Consider the following 13,361-nt stretch of genomic DNA (forward strand, 5'->3'; position numbering starts at 1 on the left):
GGCGAGCGTAGCCGTCCGCCCGGTCCCCCGCCCGCCGGCGGACAGGCGGGACGCCGGTCAGGCGCTGTGGCAGCGGGACCGGTCCAGTGAGCGCCCGCAGGTGCCCAGGCTGCACCAGCGCCGCAGCCCGCTCTCGTCCAGGAAGAGCCACCCGCACCGCTCGTCCGGGCAGGTCCGGAGGGTGAGCCGGCGCGGGTCGGCGAGCATCTGGGCGGCGCTCCAGGCGACCGCGTGCAGGGGCATCCGGAGCCCGGCCCCTAGTTCCGGCCACCAGCGGCCGCCGCCGTCGGTCTCGCGCCGGAACACCAACTCCTTCGCGGCGGCCTCCGCGTACCGGGCGACCACCTCGAACGCGTGCCGGTCGTCCGGTTCGGTCAGGCACCCGTACAGGGCGTGCCGCAGGCCCCGGGCCTCGGCGAGCACCGCCTCGGCCCGGTCGGGGTCGCGCCGACCCAGGTGCACCAGCCGGCTCACCGACACGTCGTCGACGAGCCCCACGTGCCCGGCCCACACGGCCAGGGTGCGGTAGCCGCGCAGCCACTCGGCGCCGGGCAGCGGCGGCTCGTGCCCCCACCCGGCGAAGGTGTTGCAGAAATCCAGGGCCGGGTGCCCGCCGACGCTCCACGGCAGGCTCTCGTCACGGACCCGCACCTCGTACACCGGCCGCCCGGGCCGGTCCAACCGGTCGTCGCCGCGCAGGATCCGGCGGTGCACCTCCCGCAGGCGCGCCCCCGGTTCGACGCCCAACTCGTCGGCGAGCACCTGCCGGGTGGTGCCGTACAGCCGCAACGCGTCGGCCTGGCGGGCGCCCCGGTACAGCGCCGTCATCAGGACGGCGACGAGCTGTTCCCGGGTCGGGTGCCGGGCGGCCAGGGGCATCAGCTCGGCGATCGCCCGGGCGTGCTGGCCCAGCGCGAGCTGCGCCTCGGCGCGCAACTCCACGGCGACCAGCCGGAGCTCCTCGACGGTGCCGTGCAGCCGGTCCCGCAGTTCCCCGTCCGCCGCGTCGGCGAGCAGCGGCCCCCGCCAGAGGGCCAGCCCCCGGTCGAGCAGTCGCACGCGCTCCGCCGGGTCGGCGGCGGCCCCGGCCGCCCGGACCAGCTCGCCGAACTCGTCGACGTCGACGCGGTGCCCGTCCGCCTCGACGAGGTAACCCTCGCCCACGGTGCTGATCCGCACCCCGTACGGCGTGAGCGCCCCCCGCAACCGGCCGATGTACGTCTGCACCGCGCCCCGGGCGGAGACCGGCGGCCGGCCGTTCCAGAGCAGGTCGATGAGGCGGTCGGTCGGCACCATCCGTCCGGTGTCGAGCAGTAGCACACCGAGCAGGCAGCGTTCCTGGCGGCGGCTGCCGACCTCGACCGGCCGGCCCTGATGGCGGGCCTCGAAGGGTCCGAGCAGGTGGAACTCCATACCGAACAGGACAGGCTGGCCGGCGCCGCCGGTTGTCATCCGGCGGTGAGCGAACGGTGGGCGCCCCGGCGGCCGGCCCGACATCCGGGTGGCTGCGGCCCGGCTCCGGCTCGACGCGCGGTGAGCCCGTGGTGAGCGGGCCCGGTGATCCTGGTCCGGTCCTGACCGGAAGCACGGATGGAGTGACCATGCGTTTCAAGATGAGCGTCGCGGTGGCGTCGGTCGTGGCCGCGCTCGTCGCGGCCCTGCCGGGCTCGGCGTCCGCCGCCGGCGGCGACGTCGCCCCCGGCGCCTGGGAGCCGGCGCCGCAGGAGGCGTTCGAGATGCCGGCCGGCGCCCGGTGCGACTTCGCGGTGCGGGTCGAACCGATCGTCGACGAGGTCCGGAAGCTGACCCTGGCGACCTACCCGGACGGCTCGCCGAAGCGGGAGCTGTTCACCGGCGCCCTGATCGATCGGGTGACCAATCTGGAGACCGGGGCCACGTCCACGGCGGACGCCAGCGGCACCTCGCTGGTCGTCTACGGCACGGACGGGTCGATGACCTGGTACGTGACCGGCCCGGTGCTGCTCGGTTTCCGGGAGAACGCGGGTTCGCTGCCGAAGGGGCTGTGGATCGTCGACGGCCAGTTCACCGTGGAGTTCACCCCCACCTTCGAGAAGACCATCACGATGCTCCACGGCACGACCCACAACGTCTGCACCGACGTCGACTGATCCGGCGCGGCGACCGGGTGCCACCCGGTCGCCGCGTCACGCCGTCGGCGCCTCGTACACCAGCGCCACCGCGATGCCGGTGAGCCCCTCGCCGCGTCCGGTGAAGCCCAGGCCGTCGGTGGTGGCGGCGGAGACCGTGACCGGCGCGCCCACGGCGGCCGAGAGCACCCGCTGCGCCTCCTCGCGACGCGGACCGATCTTGGGCCGGTTGCCGACCACCTGGACCGACACGTTGCCGATCTCGAAGCCGGCCGCCCGCACCCGCCGCGCGCTCTCGGTCAGCAGGGCCACCCCGGACGCGCCGGCCCACTCCGGCTGGTCCACACCGAAGTTCGCGCCCAGGTCGCCGAGGCCGGCGGCGGAGAGCAGGGCGTTGCAGGCGGCGTGCGCCGCCACGTCGGCGTCCGAGTGGCCGGCCAGGCCGTCCTGGTCCGGCCAGTGCAGCCCGGCGACCCAGCAGGGTCGTCCGGCCGCGAAGGCGTGCACGTCGGTCCCGATGGCCACCCGAGGAACGATCACGAGCCGAGGGTACGCGTCAGGCGCCGGTGGCCAGCAGGTGCTCGGCCAGGGCCAGGTCGAACGGGCGGGTGATCTTCAGGGCCAGCTCCGACCCCGGTACGCAGACCACCGGGACGCCCAGCTTCTCGACCAGGCCGGCGTCGTCGGTGAGCGGGTCGCCGGCCGCCTTGTGCGCGGCGGTCAGCACCGACCGGCGGAAGCCCTGCGGGGTCTGCACGGCGCGCAGGGCGGCCCGGTCGACCGTGCCGAGGACCCGCTCGCCGGCATCGACCTCCTTGACGGTGTCGACCACCGGCAGCACCGGGATCACCCCGTCGTGGCCGGCGCGGACCGCCGCGGCCACCGACTCGACCAGGTCGGGCGGGGTGAGCGCCCGGGCTGCGTCGTGCACCAGGACGATCTCCGGCCCGGCGGGGACGGCGGCCAGCGCGGCGGCCACCGACGCCTGGCGCTCGGCGCCGCCGGCGACCACGGTCACCGGGGCCACCGGCGCGAGCATGGCCCGGACCGACTCGACGTCGGCGGCCGGGGCGGCCACCACGACGGTGTGCACCGAGGGCGCGGCGGCGATCCGGCGTACCGCGTGCACCAGCAGCGGCTCGCCGGCGAGCAGCCGGAGCGCCTTGGGAGCGCCCGGGCCGAGGCGTACCCCGGCTCCCGCAGCAGGAACAAGGACCGCGACGTCACCGCGCGGATTGAGCTGCGCGGTCACGTCGCGGTCCTCGGATTCGTTTGCTACGGGGTGGATACGACGACGCGGTGCGGATCAGGCCTCGGTCAGCACCTTGTCGAGCAACGTCTCCGCCTCGTCCTTGGTGCTCTTCTCGGCCAGCGCGACCTCGCCGACGAGAATGTCGCGTGCCTTGGCCAGCATGCGCTTCTCACCCGCGGAGAGACCCCGCTCCCGCTCCCGGCGCCACAGGTCGCGGACGACCTCGGCGACCTTCAGCGGGTTACCGGAGGCCAGCTTCTCCAGATTCGCCTTGTAACGCCGCGACCAGTTGGTCGGCTCCTCGGTGTGCGGTGCACGGAGCACGTCGAAGACCTTGCCCAGGCCCTCTTCGCCGACCACCTCGCGCACACCCACGATCTCGGCGTTCTCGGCGGGCACCCGGACCGTCAGGTCACCCTGCGCGACCCTCAGGACGAGGTACTGCTTAGGCTCGCCCTTGATGACCCGAGTCTCGATTGCCTCGATGAGTGCGGCCCCGTGGTGGGGGTAAACAACGGTCTCGCCGACACTGAAAACCATAGGTTCGAAACCCCTTTCGCTGTGTCTAGGGTAACACGCTCAGGCACCGATGTCTCACCGCTGTCCTGACCGTTGGCGCAGCTCAGGGGCCCTGTGAGAGGTATTTCTTCAGCTTGACAGGCGGTCAAGCCGATGGTTTCGACACGCTCCGTAACTAACGGATGACAACCCGGTAAGAGTGACGGAAGCGTTCATATCTAGGGCGATGCGCTCCTTCCATGGTAGCTCCGGAATTCCGCGTGCGCCCAGGTGTGGCGGTACGACCACCGGTGCGGGACGCTTGGGATGGACTGACGTCCGCTCACCGAGACGGTTCCTGGGGGTCCGATGGGCATGCCTGACGCTGAAGGCCACGGGCCCTCCGACGGGCTGCCCGACCTGCCCCCGGAGTGGGGCCGGGTGGTCGTCCCCGACGACGCCTCGGCGCTGGACGAGGAGGCCCGCCAGGTCCGCCGCGAGCTGCGCCGGAGCCGCCGGCAGGCCGCCGGGCGGCGGCGCCTCGGCCCGGCCGGCCGGCCGACGCTCGGGCTGCCGGTGCTGGTCCTGCTGGTCGCCGTGGTGATCACCCTCACCGGGCTGGCCGCGGTCACCTGGCCGCGGTCGAACCGCTCCGGGGGCGCCCCCACCGTGCTGCCCTACCCGACGGCCCCGGTGGGGCCGCTGCCGGCGCTCGACCTCGTCGGCCCCGACGACGCTCCGGTGCCGCTGCGCAGCCTGCTGCCCGCCATGATCGTCCTGGTGGACGCCTGCACCTGCGCGGAGCAGGTCACCACCGCGGCGGCCGCAGCGCCGCCGGAGGTCACCGTGGTCACCGTCACCGAGGGCCGCACCGCCGGCACCGCCACCGCCCCGGGGGTACGCCCGCTCGCCGACCCGGCCGGCGGCCTCCGCTCCTACCTGCACCTCTCCGCCCATCCCGGCACGGCCGCCGCCCTGCTGGTGGACCGGCAGGGCACCCTGGTCCGGGTGGTGCCCGACCTGGGGCCGGCGGCGGACTACCGCGACGACCTGGCCCGGCTGGCCGGCTGACCGCCGCTCAGCCCAGCTCGTTCAGCCGGGCATCGAGGTCGACCCGGTCGCCGAGCGCGACGAAGCGCACCAGGAGCGGCCCGCCACTGCCGTCCAGCACCGTGACGTCGGTCCGCCCGTCGCAGCTCACCACCCGCTCCGACTCGTCAGCGTTGGAACCGGTGAACCCGACGGCGACCGTGCCCGGGCCCGAACAGCCGACCGTGAGCAGGAACCGGTTCCCGTCGGACGCGTTCGCCCGGCGGGTCACCGGGGCCCCGCCCGGCGTCAGGCGGGACTTCTCCCGCCACACCTCGTACCGGACGGCGCGCTGCCGGACCACCCCGTCGGGCTCCTCGTGGATCACCAGCGGCTCGTCCGGATCCGCCTCCGGCCCCGGCAGCACGACCTGGTCCAGCACCTGCCCCGTCTGCGGGTCCACCACCGCCCGCAACCGGGGCCCGCCGGCGTCGACCCGGATGCCGGGTTCGAGGAAGGCGGCGGTCGACGGGGTGGGGTCCGGCGCGGCCCGGCCCAGCTCCGGAGCCGCCGCCCGCCACCAGCCCGCGCCGGCCGCCAGCGCCGCCACGGTCAGCCCGGCCAGCACCGCGATCCGCATCCGCTCGTCGGGAGCCATGCGGAGAGCGTATCGGCGCGGCGCGCCGGCCACCGCCCCGTCAGGGAGTGAGCTCCAGCAGGGCCGCGTAGAGAGTGAGGCCCGGGCCGAAGGCCAGCATCACGACCCGCTCCGGCGGGGTCTGCGCCCGGCGCAGCCGGTCCAGGATCAGCAGCACCGTCGGGGACGAGCAGTTGCCGTGCTCGTCGAGCGTCGCCCGGGACGCCGCGAGCGCCGTCGGCGGCAGGGCCAGCTCCCGCTCCACGACGTTGAGGATGCGCGGGCCGCCCGGGTGCACCGCCCAGCCGTCCACCTCGGAACGCTGCCACCCGTGCCGGGCCAGCAGATCGTCGACCAGGCCCCGGACGTGGTGCGAGAGCACCTGCGGCACCTTCGGCGACAACCCCATCCGGAAGCCGGTGTCGGTGACGTCCCAGGTCATGTGGTCCGCCGTGGAGGTGTCGGTCACCGAGGTGACCTCGCGCAGCGCGTACCCCCGGCCGCCGGGGACGACCACGGCGGCGACCGCGGCGTCCGAGAAGAGCGCGTGCGAGACGATCTGCTGGGTGTCCACCCGGGCGCCCGGCGGCTGGATGTGCAGGCTGGTCAGCTCCGCGCAGAGCAGCAGCGCGGGGCGGCCCCGGGCGGTCACGAAGTCGCTCGCCGCGCCGAGCCCCGGCAGGGCCGCGTAGCAGCCCATGTGCCCGACGAACATGCGCTGGGTGTCCGGGGCCATGCCCAGGTCCCGGGCGAGCAGGATGTCCAGCCCCGGGGTGGCGTAGCCGGTGCAGGAGCAGACCACGAAGAGGCCGATGTCACCCGCGTCCAGGCCGGCGGCGGTCAGCGCCCGGCCGACCGCCTCCTTGCCCAGCGGCAACGCCTCGACCTGGTAGCGCCGCATCCGGCGTTCGGTGGGCCACTCCGAGACGTCCTCCAGCAGCGGGTTCACCGCGGCCTGCCGACGGGACACCCCGGAGTTGGCGAAGATCCGCTCGGCCAGCGCCCGGGTGGTCCCCGAGAAGTGCTTCGCGAAGAAGCCCGCCCACAGCTCGTCCTGCGCGGCTGACGGCGGTTGCGCCGCGCCCAGACCCGCGATCACCGGCACGCCCATGTCCCCCACCTCTCGTCCCCGAATCCACTTCACCAACGAGGCGTGGCCGTGTCACGGTCCGGGTCGCCGCCGAGCGCGGCGATGCCGAGCCAGTCGGCGCAGACGTCGGAGGTGGCCGGGTGCAGCGAGCCGCACCGGGCGTCCCGGTAGAGCCGCTCCAGCGGATGCCCCCGCCGCGTCGCCGAGGTGCCGGCGGCCTCCAGCATGGACGCGGCCACCTCGGCGGCCGTGGTGCCGGCGAGCAGCTTGGCCCGCCACACCCAGCGGTTGGTCTCCGCGTCGCCGGGCGCCTCGTCGACCCGGCGGGCCGCCTCGGCGACCACCAGCTCGGCCGCCGCCACGGCCGCGTCCGCCCGGCCCAGCCGGGCCCGGACCGCCGGCAGCCCGGCCAGGTTGCGGGCGTTCAGGTGCTCGGCGGCGGCGTCGATCGCGGCCCGGGCCACCCCGACGTAGACGGCCGCGTAGCTGGCCACCAGCCAGTGCGGCATGAGCTGGGCGACCACCAGGGCCAGCCCCTCCACCCCGCCGAGCAGCCGGTCGGCGGGGACGGTCACGTCCAGGTGCAGGTCGTGCGAGGAGGTGGCGCGCATGCCCAGCGAGTCCCAGGTCGGCTCGACCGTGAGCCCCTCCCCGGCCGGGACCAGGAACTGGGAGACCACCGACTGGTCACCGGCGCTGCGGGCGGCCACCAGGTAGCCGTCCGGGTGGCCGGCGCCGGAGCAGAAGGTCTTGCTGCCCTTGAGGTGCCACCCGCCCTCGACCGGCTGGTAGACCGTGCTGAGCTGGGACAGCCGGGCCCCGGCGCCGCGTTCGCTCATCGCCACCGCGTACCAGGCGCCCTCGGCCGCCGCGCGCAGCAGCCGGTCCCGGGCCGCCAGCGCCTCGTCCGGTACGCCGAGCGCCTCGGCCAGCTCCTCGGTGACCGCGCCCAGCGCGCCGGTGACCGAGGCGTGCATGTTGAACACCAGCGCGGTCGCGCCGTTGCCCCGGGCCAGCTCGGTGGCGACCGCGGCGTACTCGGCGAAGGCGGCCCCCATGCCGCCCAACTCACGCGGCACCATCAGCCCGAACAGGCCGGCCTCGCGGAGGTCGGCGAAGTCGTCGACCGGGAAGGAGCCGTCCCGGTCGTGGTCGGCCGCGCGGGCGGCCAGTCGCGGCGCCAACCTGCGGGCCGCCTCCAGCGCGTGCACAGTCATGTAGCCCCCTTCTCGGCGTCCCTTTACCCCGGGCGGCCCCCGCTACCCGCTCCGGTGCCCGCGGCCCTGGTAGAGCACCGCGGTCGACCACGTCGGCACGATGCGCGGCTCCGTCCCGGCGGGACGGTCACCGCCACGCACGCGACGCAGCAGCCAGGCCAGTGTCCCGCCCAGCTCGGGGCGGACGCCGTGCAAGCGCAGCGCCACGCCGTGCCGGGCACATTCCGACACCAGAGCGCGGGCGTCCACGAACAACCGTGGATCGTGGATGCCGCGCGGCACGGTGGGCAGCCGCTCGCCGAGCTCCACCGCGATCAGCCGGGCCAGCAGGGTGTCGTTGAGCGTGTCCAGCACCAGCAGGCCGCCCGGCCGCAGCAGCCGGCACGCCTCGGCCACCGCGCGCCGCCAGTCCGGCACGTGTTCCAGCAGCTCACCGGCGGAGACCACGGCGGCGCAGCCGTCCGCGAGCGGCACCTCGGTGGCGTCGCCCTGAATCACCGTCACGCCGTGCGCGGCGGCCTGGTCGAGGGCCGATCGGGTCAGGTCCACGCCGACGTGCCGGTAGCCCTTGCCGGTTAGGTGCGGGGCGAGCAGCCCGGCGCCGCAGCCGAGGTCGACCAGCAGGTCGTCCACTGCGGACGCCGGGGGCACCAGGGCCGCGCGGGCCCGGGCCAGCCAGTGCAGCATGGCGAACGCGCCGTCCGGTCGCCACCACTCGCCGGCCAGGTCGTCGTACTGGCGGGGATCGTTGGGCGGCAGCACCCGGGGCGGGGTGGACACCGGGGCCGCGTCTCGCATGGACCGAGCGTGGCACGACTCCCCGGTAACGACCAGACTTCCCTTATGTCGATGTCGGTGTTAGGGCTGGTCAGGGCGAGCCACCCGGAACCGGCCGCCGCGGTGACCGTGGTGGCCGGGCTGCTCGCGCGGGGCGTCGGGCACGGCCCGGCCGGGGTCGCCACGGTGGCGCTCACGGTGCTGGCCAGCCAGCTCGCCGTGGGCTGGAGCAACGACCTGATCGACGCCGACCGGGACGCCACGGTGGGGCGTACCGACAAACCGGTGACCAGCGGTGCGGTCTCGCGGCGGGCCCTGGCCCGGGCCACCGTGCCGGCCGCCGTCGCCACCCCGCTGCTGGCGCTGGCCGCCGGTCCGGCGGCGGCGTTCTGCGCCACCCTCGGCCTGGTCTCGGCACTGCTCTACAACTGGCCGCTGAAGTCGACCCCGGTCTCGGTGCTGCCCTACGCGGTCTCGTTCGGCGCGCTGCCCGCCTTCGTGGTGCTGGCCCTGCCGGGCGCGCCCGCGCCCCCGGTCTGGCTGGTCGCCGCCGCCGCGCTGCTGGGCGCCGGGGCGCACTTCGCCAACGTGCTGCCCGACCTGGCCGACGACGCGCGGACCGGGGTGCGCGGGCTGCCCCACCGGCTCGGGCCGGCGGGCAGCCGGGGGGCCGCCGCCGGGCTGCTCCTCGCGGCCACCGTCGCGCTGGTCCTCGGGCCGCCCGGGCCGCCGTCGTGGGTGGGGCTGGCGGCGGTCGCCGCCGCCGTCGGGGTGCCGGCCCTCGGCTGGTACGCCGGACGCGCCGCGAACGGGACCGGCGGCCGGCCGGTGGCCGCCTTCCGGGCCGTCATGGTGGTGGCGCTCATCGACGTGGTGCTGCTGGTGGCGAGCGGCCGGGTGGTCTGACGGTTCCCCGCGGAGGTGGCATTACCGGGTCGGCGTGCGGGCCTCGATCAGCTCCAACTACCCTGGAGCGCGGTCTGCGCGGGTATGGCCACCCCGTGTCCGGCGTCCGGCCGGGCGGGGATCGTGACGAGGAGGACCGACGTGACGCGCTCGATCAGGGGTTCCCGGCGGGCGGCCCTGTTGCTGGCCGGTACCGCGGCGGCGACGAGCCTGCTGCTGTCCGGGTGTGGCGCCGGCCAGGTGGCCGAGACCGCCAACAAGATCCCGTCGGTGCAGGGCGTCAACGTCCAGACCCCCGACAACCTCTACAAGGTGCGCGGCCTCTACGTGGAGTTCCCCGGCACCGAGGGCTACAAGTCCGGCGCCAACGCGCGGCTGAACGTCGTGATCTACAACGACAGCCAGGCGCCGGTGACCCTGACCGTCACCACCGACAGCGCCCGCGAGATCCTGCTCAGCGGCGCCGGGGCGGGCAGCGACGGGGCCACCCCGACCGGTTCGCCGACCGAGCCGGCCTCCGCGTCGCCCACCGCGACCGACCCGAGCGCCTCGCCCAGCCAGTCGCTCGGCACCAGCGAGTCCCCGTCGGCGAGCGGCTCCGCCTCGGCCAGCGGGTCCGCCTCGGCGAACCCGTCGCCGTCGGCCAGCGAGTCCGCGCCGGCCGGGCAGCCGGCCCGGATCGAGATCCCGGCCCTGAGCTACGTCCAGCTCACCAGCAACAGCCCGCAGTTCCTCCAGCTCGTCGGCCTCAACGAGGCCCTGCTCGTCGGCGAGCGGGCCAACCTGACCTTCGACTTCGGCAACGGCAAGGTGATCAAGACCGGCGCGGCCGTCGGCGTCCCGCTGACCCCGGCCGCACCGCCCTCGCCGGTGGTGCAGCCCCGCGAGGAGGAGGAGGGCGGCGCCGGCCACCCGGGCGGCCTCCCGGGGGGCGGCACCGAGGGCGGCAACCACAGCTGACCGCCAGCTCACGCTTCGACGACACCGCCGGTGTGGCCCGCGCCACGCCGGCGGTGTCGCCGTTTCCGGGTGGGCTTTCGTCGTACCGTCCGGTTAGCGTCCTGGGGTGACCTCGCCCCGATCGACCTCGCCCCGGGCCAGCGCCGGCCGCGGCCGCGCCGCCGCCCGTGAGCCGCGCCCGGCCTACGAGTGCGACGCCTGCGGCCATCAGCCCCCCAAGTGGGTCGGGCGCTGCCCGGAGTGCGGCGAGTGGGGCTCGGTGGTCGAGTGCACGGTGAGCGGCCCGCTGGTCTCCGGCCGGGTGGTCAGTTCCCGGATGCCCGCCGAGCCGGCCCGCCCGATCGCCACCATCAGCGCCGCGCCCGCCCGCGCCCGGCCCACCGGGGTCAGCGAGCTCGACCGGGTGCTCGGCGGCGGCCTGGTCCCCGGCGCGGTCGTGCTGCTCGCGGGCGAGCCCGGGGTCGGCAAGTCCACCCTGCTGCTCGACGTCGCCCAGCAGTGGGCAACCAACGCGGGCAGCCCCTCGCTGGTGGTCAGCGGTGAGGAGTCGGTCAGCCAGGTGCGGCTGCGCGCCGAGCGGATGGGCACCCTGCACGAGCAGCTCTACCTGGCCGCCGAGAGCGACCTGTCGGCGGTGCTCGGCCACCTCGACGCGGTCAAGCCGGGCCTGCTGGTGCTCGACTCGGTGCAGACCATCTCCACCACCGGCACCGAGGGCGTGCCGGGCGGGGTCACCCAGGTCCGGGCGGTCACCGCAGCGCTGGTCGCGGTCGCCAAGGAGCGCGGCATCGCCACCGTGCTGGTCGGGCACGTCACCAAGGACGGCCAGGTCGCCGGCCCCCGGGTGCTGGAGCACCTGGTCGACGTGGTGCTGCACTTCGAGGGCGACAAGCACTCCTCGCTGCGCATGGTCCGCGGCGTCAAGAACCGGTTCGGCGCGGCCGACGAGGTGGGCTGCTTCGAGATGCACGAGGGAGGCATCAGCAGCCTGGCCGACCCGTCCGGTCTCTTCCTGACCCGCTACTCCGAGCCGGTGCCGGGCACCTGCGTCACGGTGGCCATGGAGGGGCGGCGCGCACTGGTCACCGAGGTGCAGGCGCTGATCGGCGCCACGGTCGCCGGCTCCCCCCGGCGCACGGTCTCCGGGCTGGACAGCGCCCGGCTCGCCATGGTGCTCGCGGTGCTCCAGCGGCGCACCGAGCGGCTGACCCTGCACGACCGGGAGGTCTTCGCCGCCACCGTGGGCGGCATCCGGGTGGTCGAGCCGGCGGCCGACCTGGCCGTGGCCCTGGCGGTCGCCTCCGGCGGGCTCAACCTGGCCCTCAACCCGCACCTGGTGGCCATCGGCGAGGTCGGGCTCACCGGCGAGGTGCGCCAGGTCGGGGCGGTCCCCCGCCGGCTGGCCGAGGCGGCCCGGCTCGGCTTCCGGCTGGCCCTGGTGCCGCCCGGTTGCGGCCCGGGCAGCAGCGGAGTGGCCCCCGAGAACATGCGCGTGATGGAGGTCACCGATGTCCGGGCGGCCCTCCAAGCTGCCGCGCGCGCGTCGGCCGAGTGACGGTCCGTACGCGTGCGGTGGGACCGGCCGGGCGATTTCGGACACCCGTCGCAGCGGGTCGGCGACCGGGGGAGCCGGACATCGTGACACATCACAGTAACCACGAGAGCACCCACCGCACCGCAGTCCGTAGACTGTGCCCGTGCCGATCGACCGCGATGCCACCAAGCCCGCCGCGACGACGCCGCACGCCCGCACCGGCGCCGTGGGCTCCCCCGCCCGTGCCATCAGCGTGAGCGTCACCGGAAGCGTCGGCGGAGCCGGCGGCGACCCGCTGCGGGCCAACCTCGCCCTCATGGCGCCGGGCACCGCGTTGCGCGACGGCCTGGAGCGGATCCTGCGCGGCCGCACCGGCGCACTGATCGTGCTCGGCTACGACAAGATCGTCGAGCAGATCTGCACCGGCGGCTTCCCGCTCGACGTCGAGTTCTCCGCGACCCGGGTCCGCGAGCTGTGCAAGATGGACGGCGCTGTGGTGCTCTCCAGCGACGGCACCCGGATCGTCCGGGCCGCGGTGCACCTGATGCCCGACCCGTCGATCCCCACCGAGGAGTCCGGCACCCGGCACCGCACCGCCGAGCGGGTGGCGCGGCAGACCGGCTACCCGGTGATCTCGGTCAGCCAGTCCATGCGGATCATCAGCCTCTACGTCAACGGCCAGCGGCACGTGCTGGACGACTCGGCCGCCATCCTCTCCCGGGCCAACCAGGCCCTGGCCACCCTCGAGCGCTACAAGCTCCGGCTGGACGAGGTCTCCGGCACGCTCTCCGCCCTGGAGATCGAGGACCTGGTCACGGTCCGCGACGCGGTGGCCGTGGTGCAGCGGCTGGAGATGGTCCGCCGGATCGCCGACGAGATCGCCGGCTACGTGGTCGAGCTGGGCACCGACGGCCGGCTGCTCGCCCTCCAGCTCGACGAGCTGATGGCCGGCGTGGACGCCGACCGCACCCTGGTCATCCGGGACTACCTGCCGGTCGGCCGGAAGTCGCGCACCCTCGACGAGGCCCTGGTCGAGCTGGACCTGCTCAGCGCCACCGAGCTGATCGACCTGGTCGCGGTGGCCAAGGCGATCGGCTACCCGTCCGCCTCCGACGCGCTCGACGCCGCGGTCAGCCCGCGCGGCTTCCGCCTGCTGGCCAAGGTGCCGCGGCTCCCCGCGGCCGTGGTCGACCGGCTGGTGGTGCACTTCGGCAGCCTCCAGCGCCTGCTCGGCGCGACCGTGGAGGACCTTCAGGCGGTCGAGGGGGTGGGCGACGCCCGCGCCCGGGGCGTCCGCGAGGGGTTGTCCCGGCTCGCCGAGGCGTCCATCCTGGAGCGCTACGTCTGACCGTG

General features: G+C 75.2%; 14 protein-coding genes. 6 read left to right on the forward strand and 8 right to left on the reverse strand.

Going from position 1 to position 13,361, the window contains the following annotated elements:
* Positions 1-57: 57 nt before the first annotated feature.
* Positions 58-1,452, reverse strand: a complete 1,395-nt coding sequence (locus AC0OLQ_RS34120) for an AfsR/SARP family transcriptional regulator (RefSeq protein WP_484529545.1) — start codon at positions 1,450-1,452, stop codon at positions 58-60.
* Between the two features lie 149 nt (positions 1,453-1,601).
* Between AC0OLQ_RS34120 and AC0OLQ_RS34125 the strand changes: the two genes are divergently transcribed.
* Positions 1,602-2,129 (forward strand): hypothetical protein, encoded by a 528-nt coding sequence (locus AC0OLQ_RS34125; protein ID WP_357334167.1) that lies wholly within the window; start codon positions 1,602-1,604, stop codon positions 2,127-2,129.
* Between the two features lie 36 nt (positions 2,130-2,165).
* On the opposite strand, the gene ispF is transcribed toward AC0OLQ_RS34125, so the two are convergent.
* The 3 genes from ispF to AC0OLQ_RS34140 are packed head-to-tail and all read right to left on the reverse strand — an operon-like array spanning position 2,166 to position 3,900.
* Positions 2,166-2,648: a 2-C-methyl-D-erythritol 2,4-cyclodiphosphate synthase gene (gene ispF, locus AC0OLQ_RS34130; RefSeq protein WP_484529546.1), complete on the reverse strand. Its 483-nt coding sequence runs from the start codon at positions 2,646-2,648 to the stop codon at positions 2,166-2,168.
* 16 nt (positions 2,649-2,664) lie between these two features.
* Positions 2,665-3,360: a 2-C-methyl-D-erythritol 4-phosphate cytidylyltransferase gene (gene ispD, locus AC0OLQ_RS34135; RefSeq protein ID WP_484529547.1), complete on the reverse strand. Its 696-nt coding sequence runs from the start codon at positions 3,358-3,360 to the stop codon at positions 2,665-2,667.
* Between the two features lie 54 nt (positions 3,361-3,414).
* Positions 3,415-3,900 (reverse strand): CarD family transcriptional regulator, encoded by a 486-nt coding sequence (locus tag AC0OLQ_RS34140; protein ID WP_007073334.1) that lies wholly within the window; start codon positions 3,898-3,900, stop codon positions 3,415-3,417.
* Between the two features lie 327 nt (positions 3,901-4,227).
* On the opposite strand from AC0OLQ_RS34140, the gene AC0OLQ_RS34145 reads away from it, so the two are divergent.
* Positions 4,228-4,929, forward strand: a complete 702-nt coding sequence (locus AC0OLQ_RS34145; RefSeq protein ID WP_484529548.1) for a hypothetical protein — start codon at positions 4,228-4,230, stop codon at positions 4,927-4,929.
* A gap of 7 nt (positions 4,930-4,936) precedes the next feature.
* Here AC0OLQ_RS34145 and AC0OLQ_RS34150 read toward each other — a convergent pair whose 3' ends face one another.
* Genes AC0OLQ_RS34150 through AC0OLQ_RS34165 form a run of 4 tightly spaced genes read right to left on the reverse strand, consistent with a single transcriptional unit; the run spans position 4,937 to position 8,629 of the window.
* Entirely contained in the window at positions 4,937-5,545 is a 609-nt protein-coding gene (locus AC0OLQ_RS34150; protein ID WP_484529549.1) for a hypothetical protein, read from the reverse strand.
* A gap of 40 nt (positions 5,546-5,585) precedes the next feature.
* Entirely contained in the window at positions 5,586-6,635 is a 1,050-nt protein-coding gene (locus AC0OLQ_RS34155; protein WP_484529550.1) for a type III polyketide synthase, read from the reverse strand.
* Positions 6,636-6,664: 29 nt separating this feature from the next.
* Positions 6,665-7,831, reverse strand: coding sequence for an acyl-CoA dehydrogenase family protein (locus AC0OLQ_RS34160; RefSeq protein WP_484529551.1), 1,167 nt, complete (start codon positions 7,829-7,831; stop codon positions 6,665-6,667).
* A gap of 42 nt (positions 7,832-7,873) precedes the next feature.
* A complete protein-coding gene (locus tag AC0OLQ_RS34165) occupies positions 7,874-8,629 on the reverse strand; it encodes a methyltransferase domain-containing protein (protein ID WP_484529552.1) in 756 nt (251 codons plus the stop codon).
* A 45-nt stretch (positions 8,630-8,674) separates the two neighbouring features.
* Here AC0OLQ_RS34165 and AC0OLQ_RS34170 point away from each other — a divergent pair, with 45 nt between their 5' ends.
* The 4 genes from AC0OLQ_RS34170 to disA all read left to right on the forward strand — a co-directional run bounded on the left by AC0OLQ_RS34170 (position 8,675) and on the right by disA (position 13,356).
* On the forward strand, positions 8,675-9,514 hold the full coding sequence (locus AC0OLQ_RS34170) for a UbiA family prenyltransferase (RefSeq protein ID WP_484529553.1): 840 nt from the start codon (positions 8,675-8,677) through the stop codon (positions 9,512-9,514).
* A gap of 141 nt (positions 9,515-9,655) precedes the next feature.
* Positions 9,656-10,474 carry a hypothetical protein gene (locus tag AC0OLQ_RS34175; protein WP_484529554.1) on the forward strand — a complete coding sequence of 273 codons (819 nt, stop codon included), beginning with the start codon at positions 9,656-9,658 and terminating at the stop codon, positions 10,472-10,474.
* Between the two features lie 106 nt (positions 10,475-10,580).
* The gene (radA, locus tag AC0OLQ_RS34180; protein ID WP_484529555.1) at positions 10,581-12,029 is read left to right on the forward strand and encodes a DNA repair protein RadA; all 1,449 of its coding nucleotides are present in this window, start codon (positions 10,581-10,583) and stop codon (positions 12,027-12,029) included.
* Positions 12,030-12,171: 142 nt separating this feature from the next.
* Positions 12,172-13,356: a DNA integrity scanning diadenylate cyclase DisA gene (gene disA, locus AC0OLQ_RS34185; RefSeq protein ID WP_091267634.1), complete on the forward strand. Its 1,185-nt coding sequence runs from the start codon at positions 12,172-12,174 to the stop codon at positions 13,354-13,356.
* The last annotated feature ends 5 nt before the right edge of the window (positions 13,357-13,361 follow it).

Source organism: Micromonospora sp. Utrum1 (genome assembly GCF_057197805.1).

Coding starts and splice junctions, on each gene's coding strand:
- AC0OLQ_RS34120 (WP_484529545.1), bottom strand. CDS start 1,452: ATGACAACCGGCGGCGCCGGCCAGCCTGTCCTGTTCGGTATGGAGTTC.
- AC0OLQ_RS34125 (WP_357334167.1), top strand. CDS start 1,602: ATGCGTTTCAAGATGAGCGTCGCGGTGGCGTCGGTCGTGGCCGCGCTC.
- AC0OLQ_RS34140 (WP_007073334.1), bottom strand. CDS start 3,900: ATGGTTTTCAGTGTCGGCGAGACCGTTGTTTACCCCCACCACGGGGCC.
- AC0OLQ_RS34145 (WP_484529548.1), top strand. CDS start 4,228: ATGGGCATGCCTGACGCTGAAGGCCACGGGCCCTCCGACGGGCTGCCC.
- AC0OLQ_RS34150 (WP_484529549.1), bottom strand. CDS start 5,545: ATGGCTCCCGACGAGCGGATGCGGATCGCGGTGCTGGCCGGGCTGACC.
- AC0OLQ_RS34155 (WP_484529550.1), bottom strand. CDS start 6,635: ATGGGCGTGCCGGTGATCGCGGGTCTGGGCGCGGCGCAACCGCCGTCA.
- AC0OLQ_RS34160 (WP_484529551.1), bottom strand. CDS start 7,831: ATGACTGTGCACGCGCTGGAGGCGGCCCGCAGGTTGGCGCCGCGACTG.
- AC0OLQ_RS34165 (WP_484529552.1), bottom strand. CDS start 8,629: ATGCGAGACGCGGCCCCGGTGTCCACCCCGCCCCGGGTGCTGCCGCCC.
- AC0OLQ_RS34170 (WP_484529553.1), top strand. CDS start 8,675: ATGTCGATGTCGGTGTTAGGGCTGGTCAGGGCGAGCCACCCGGAACCG.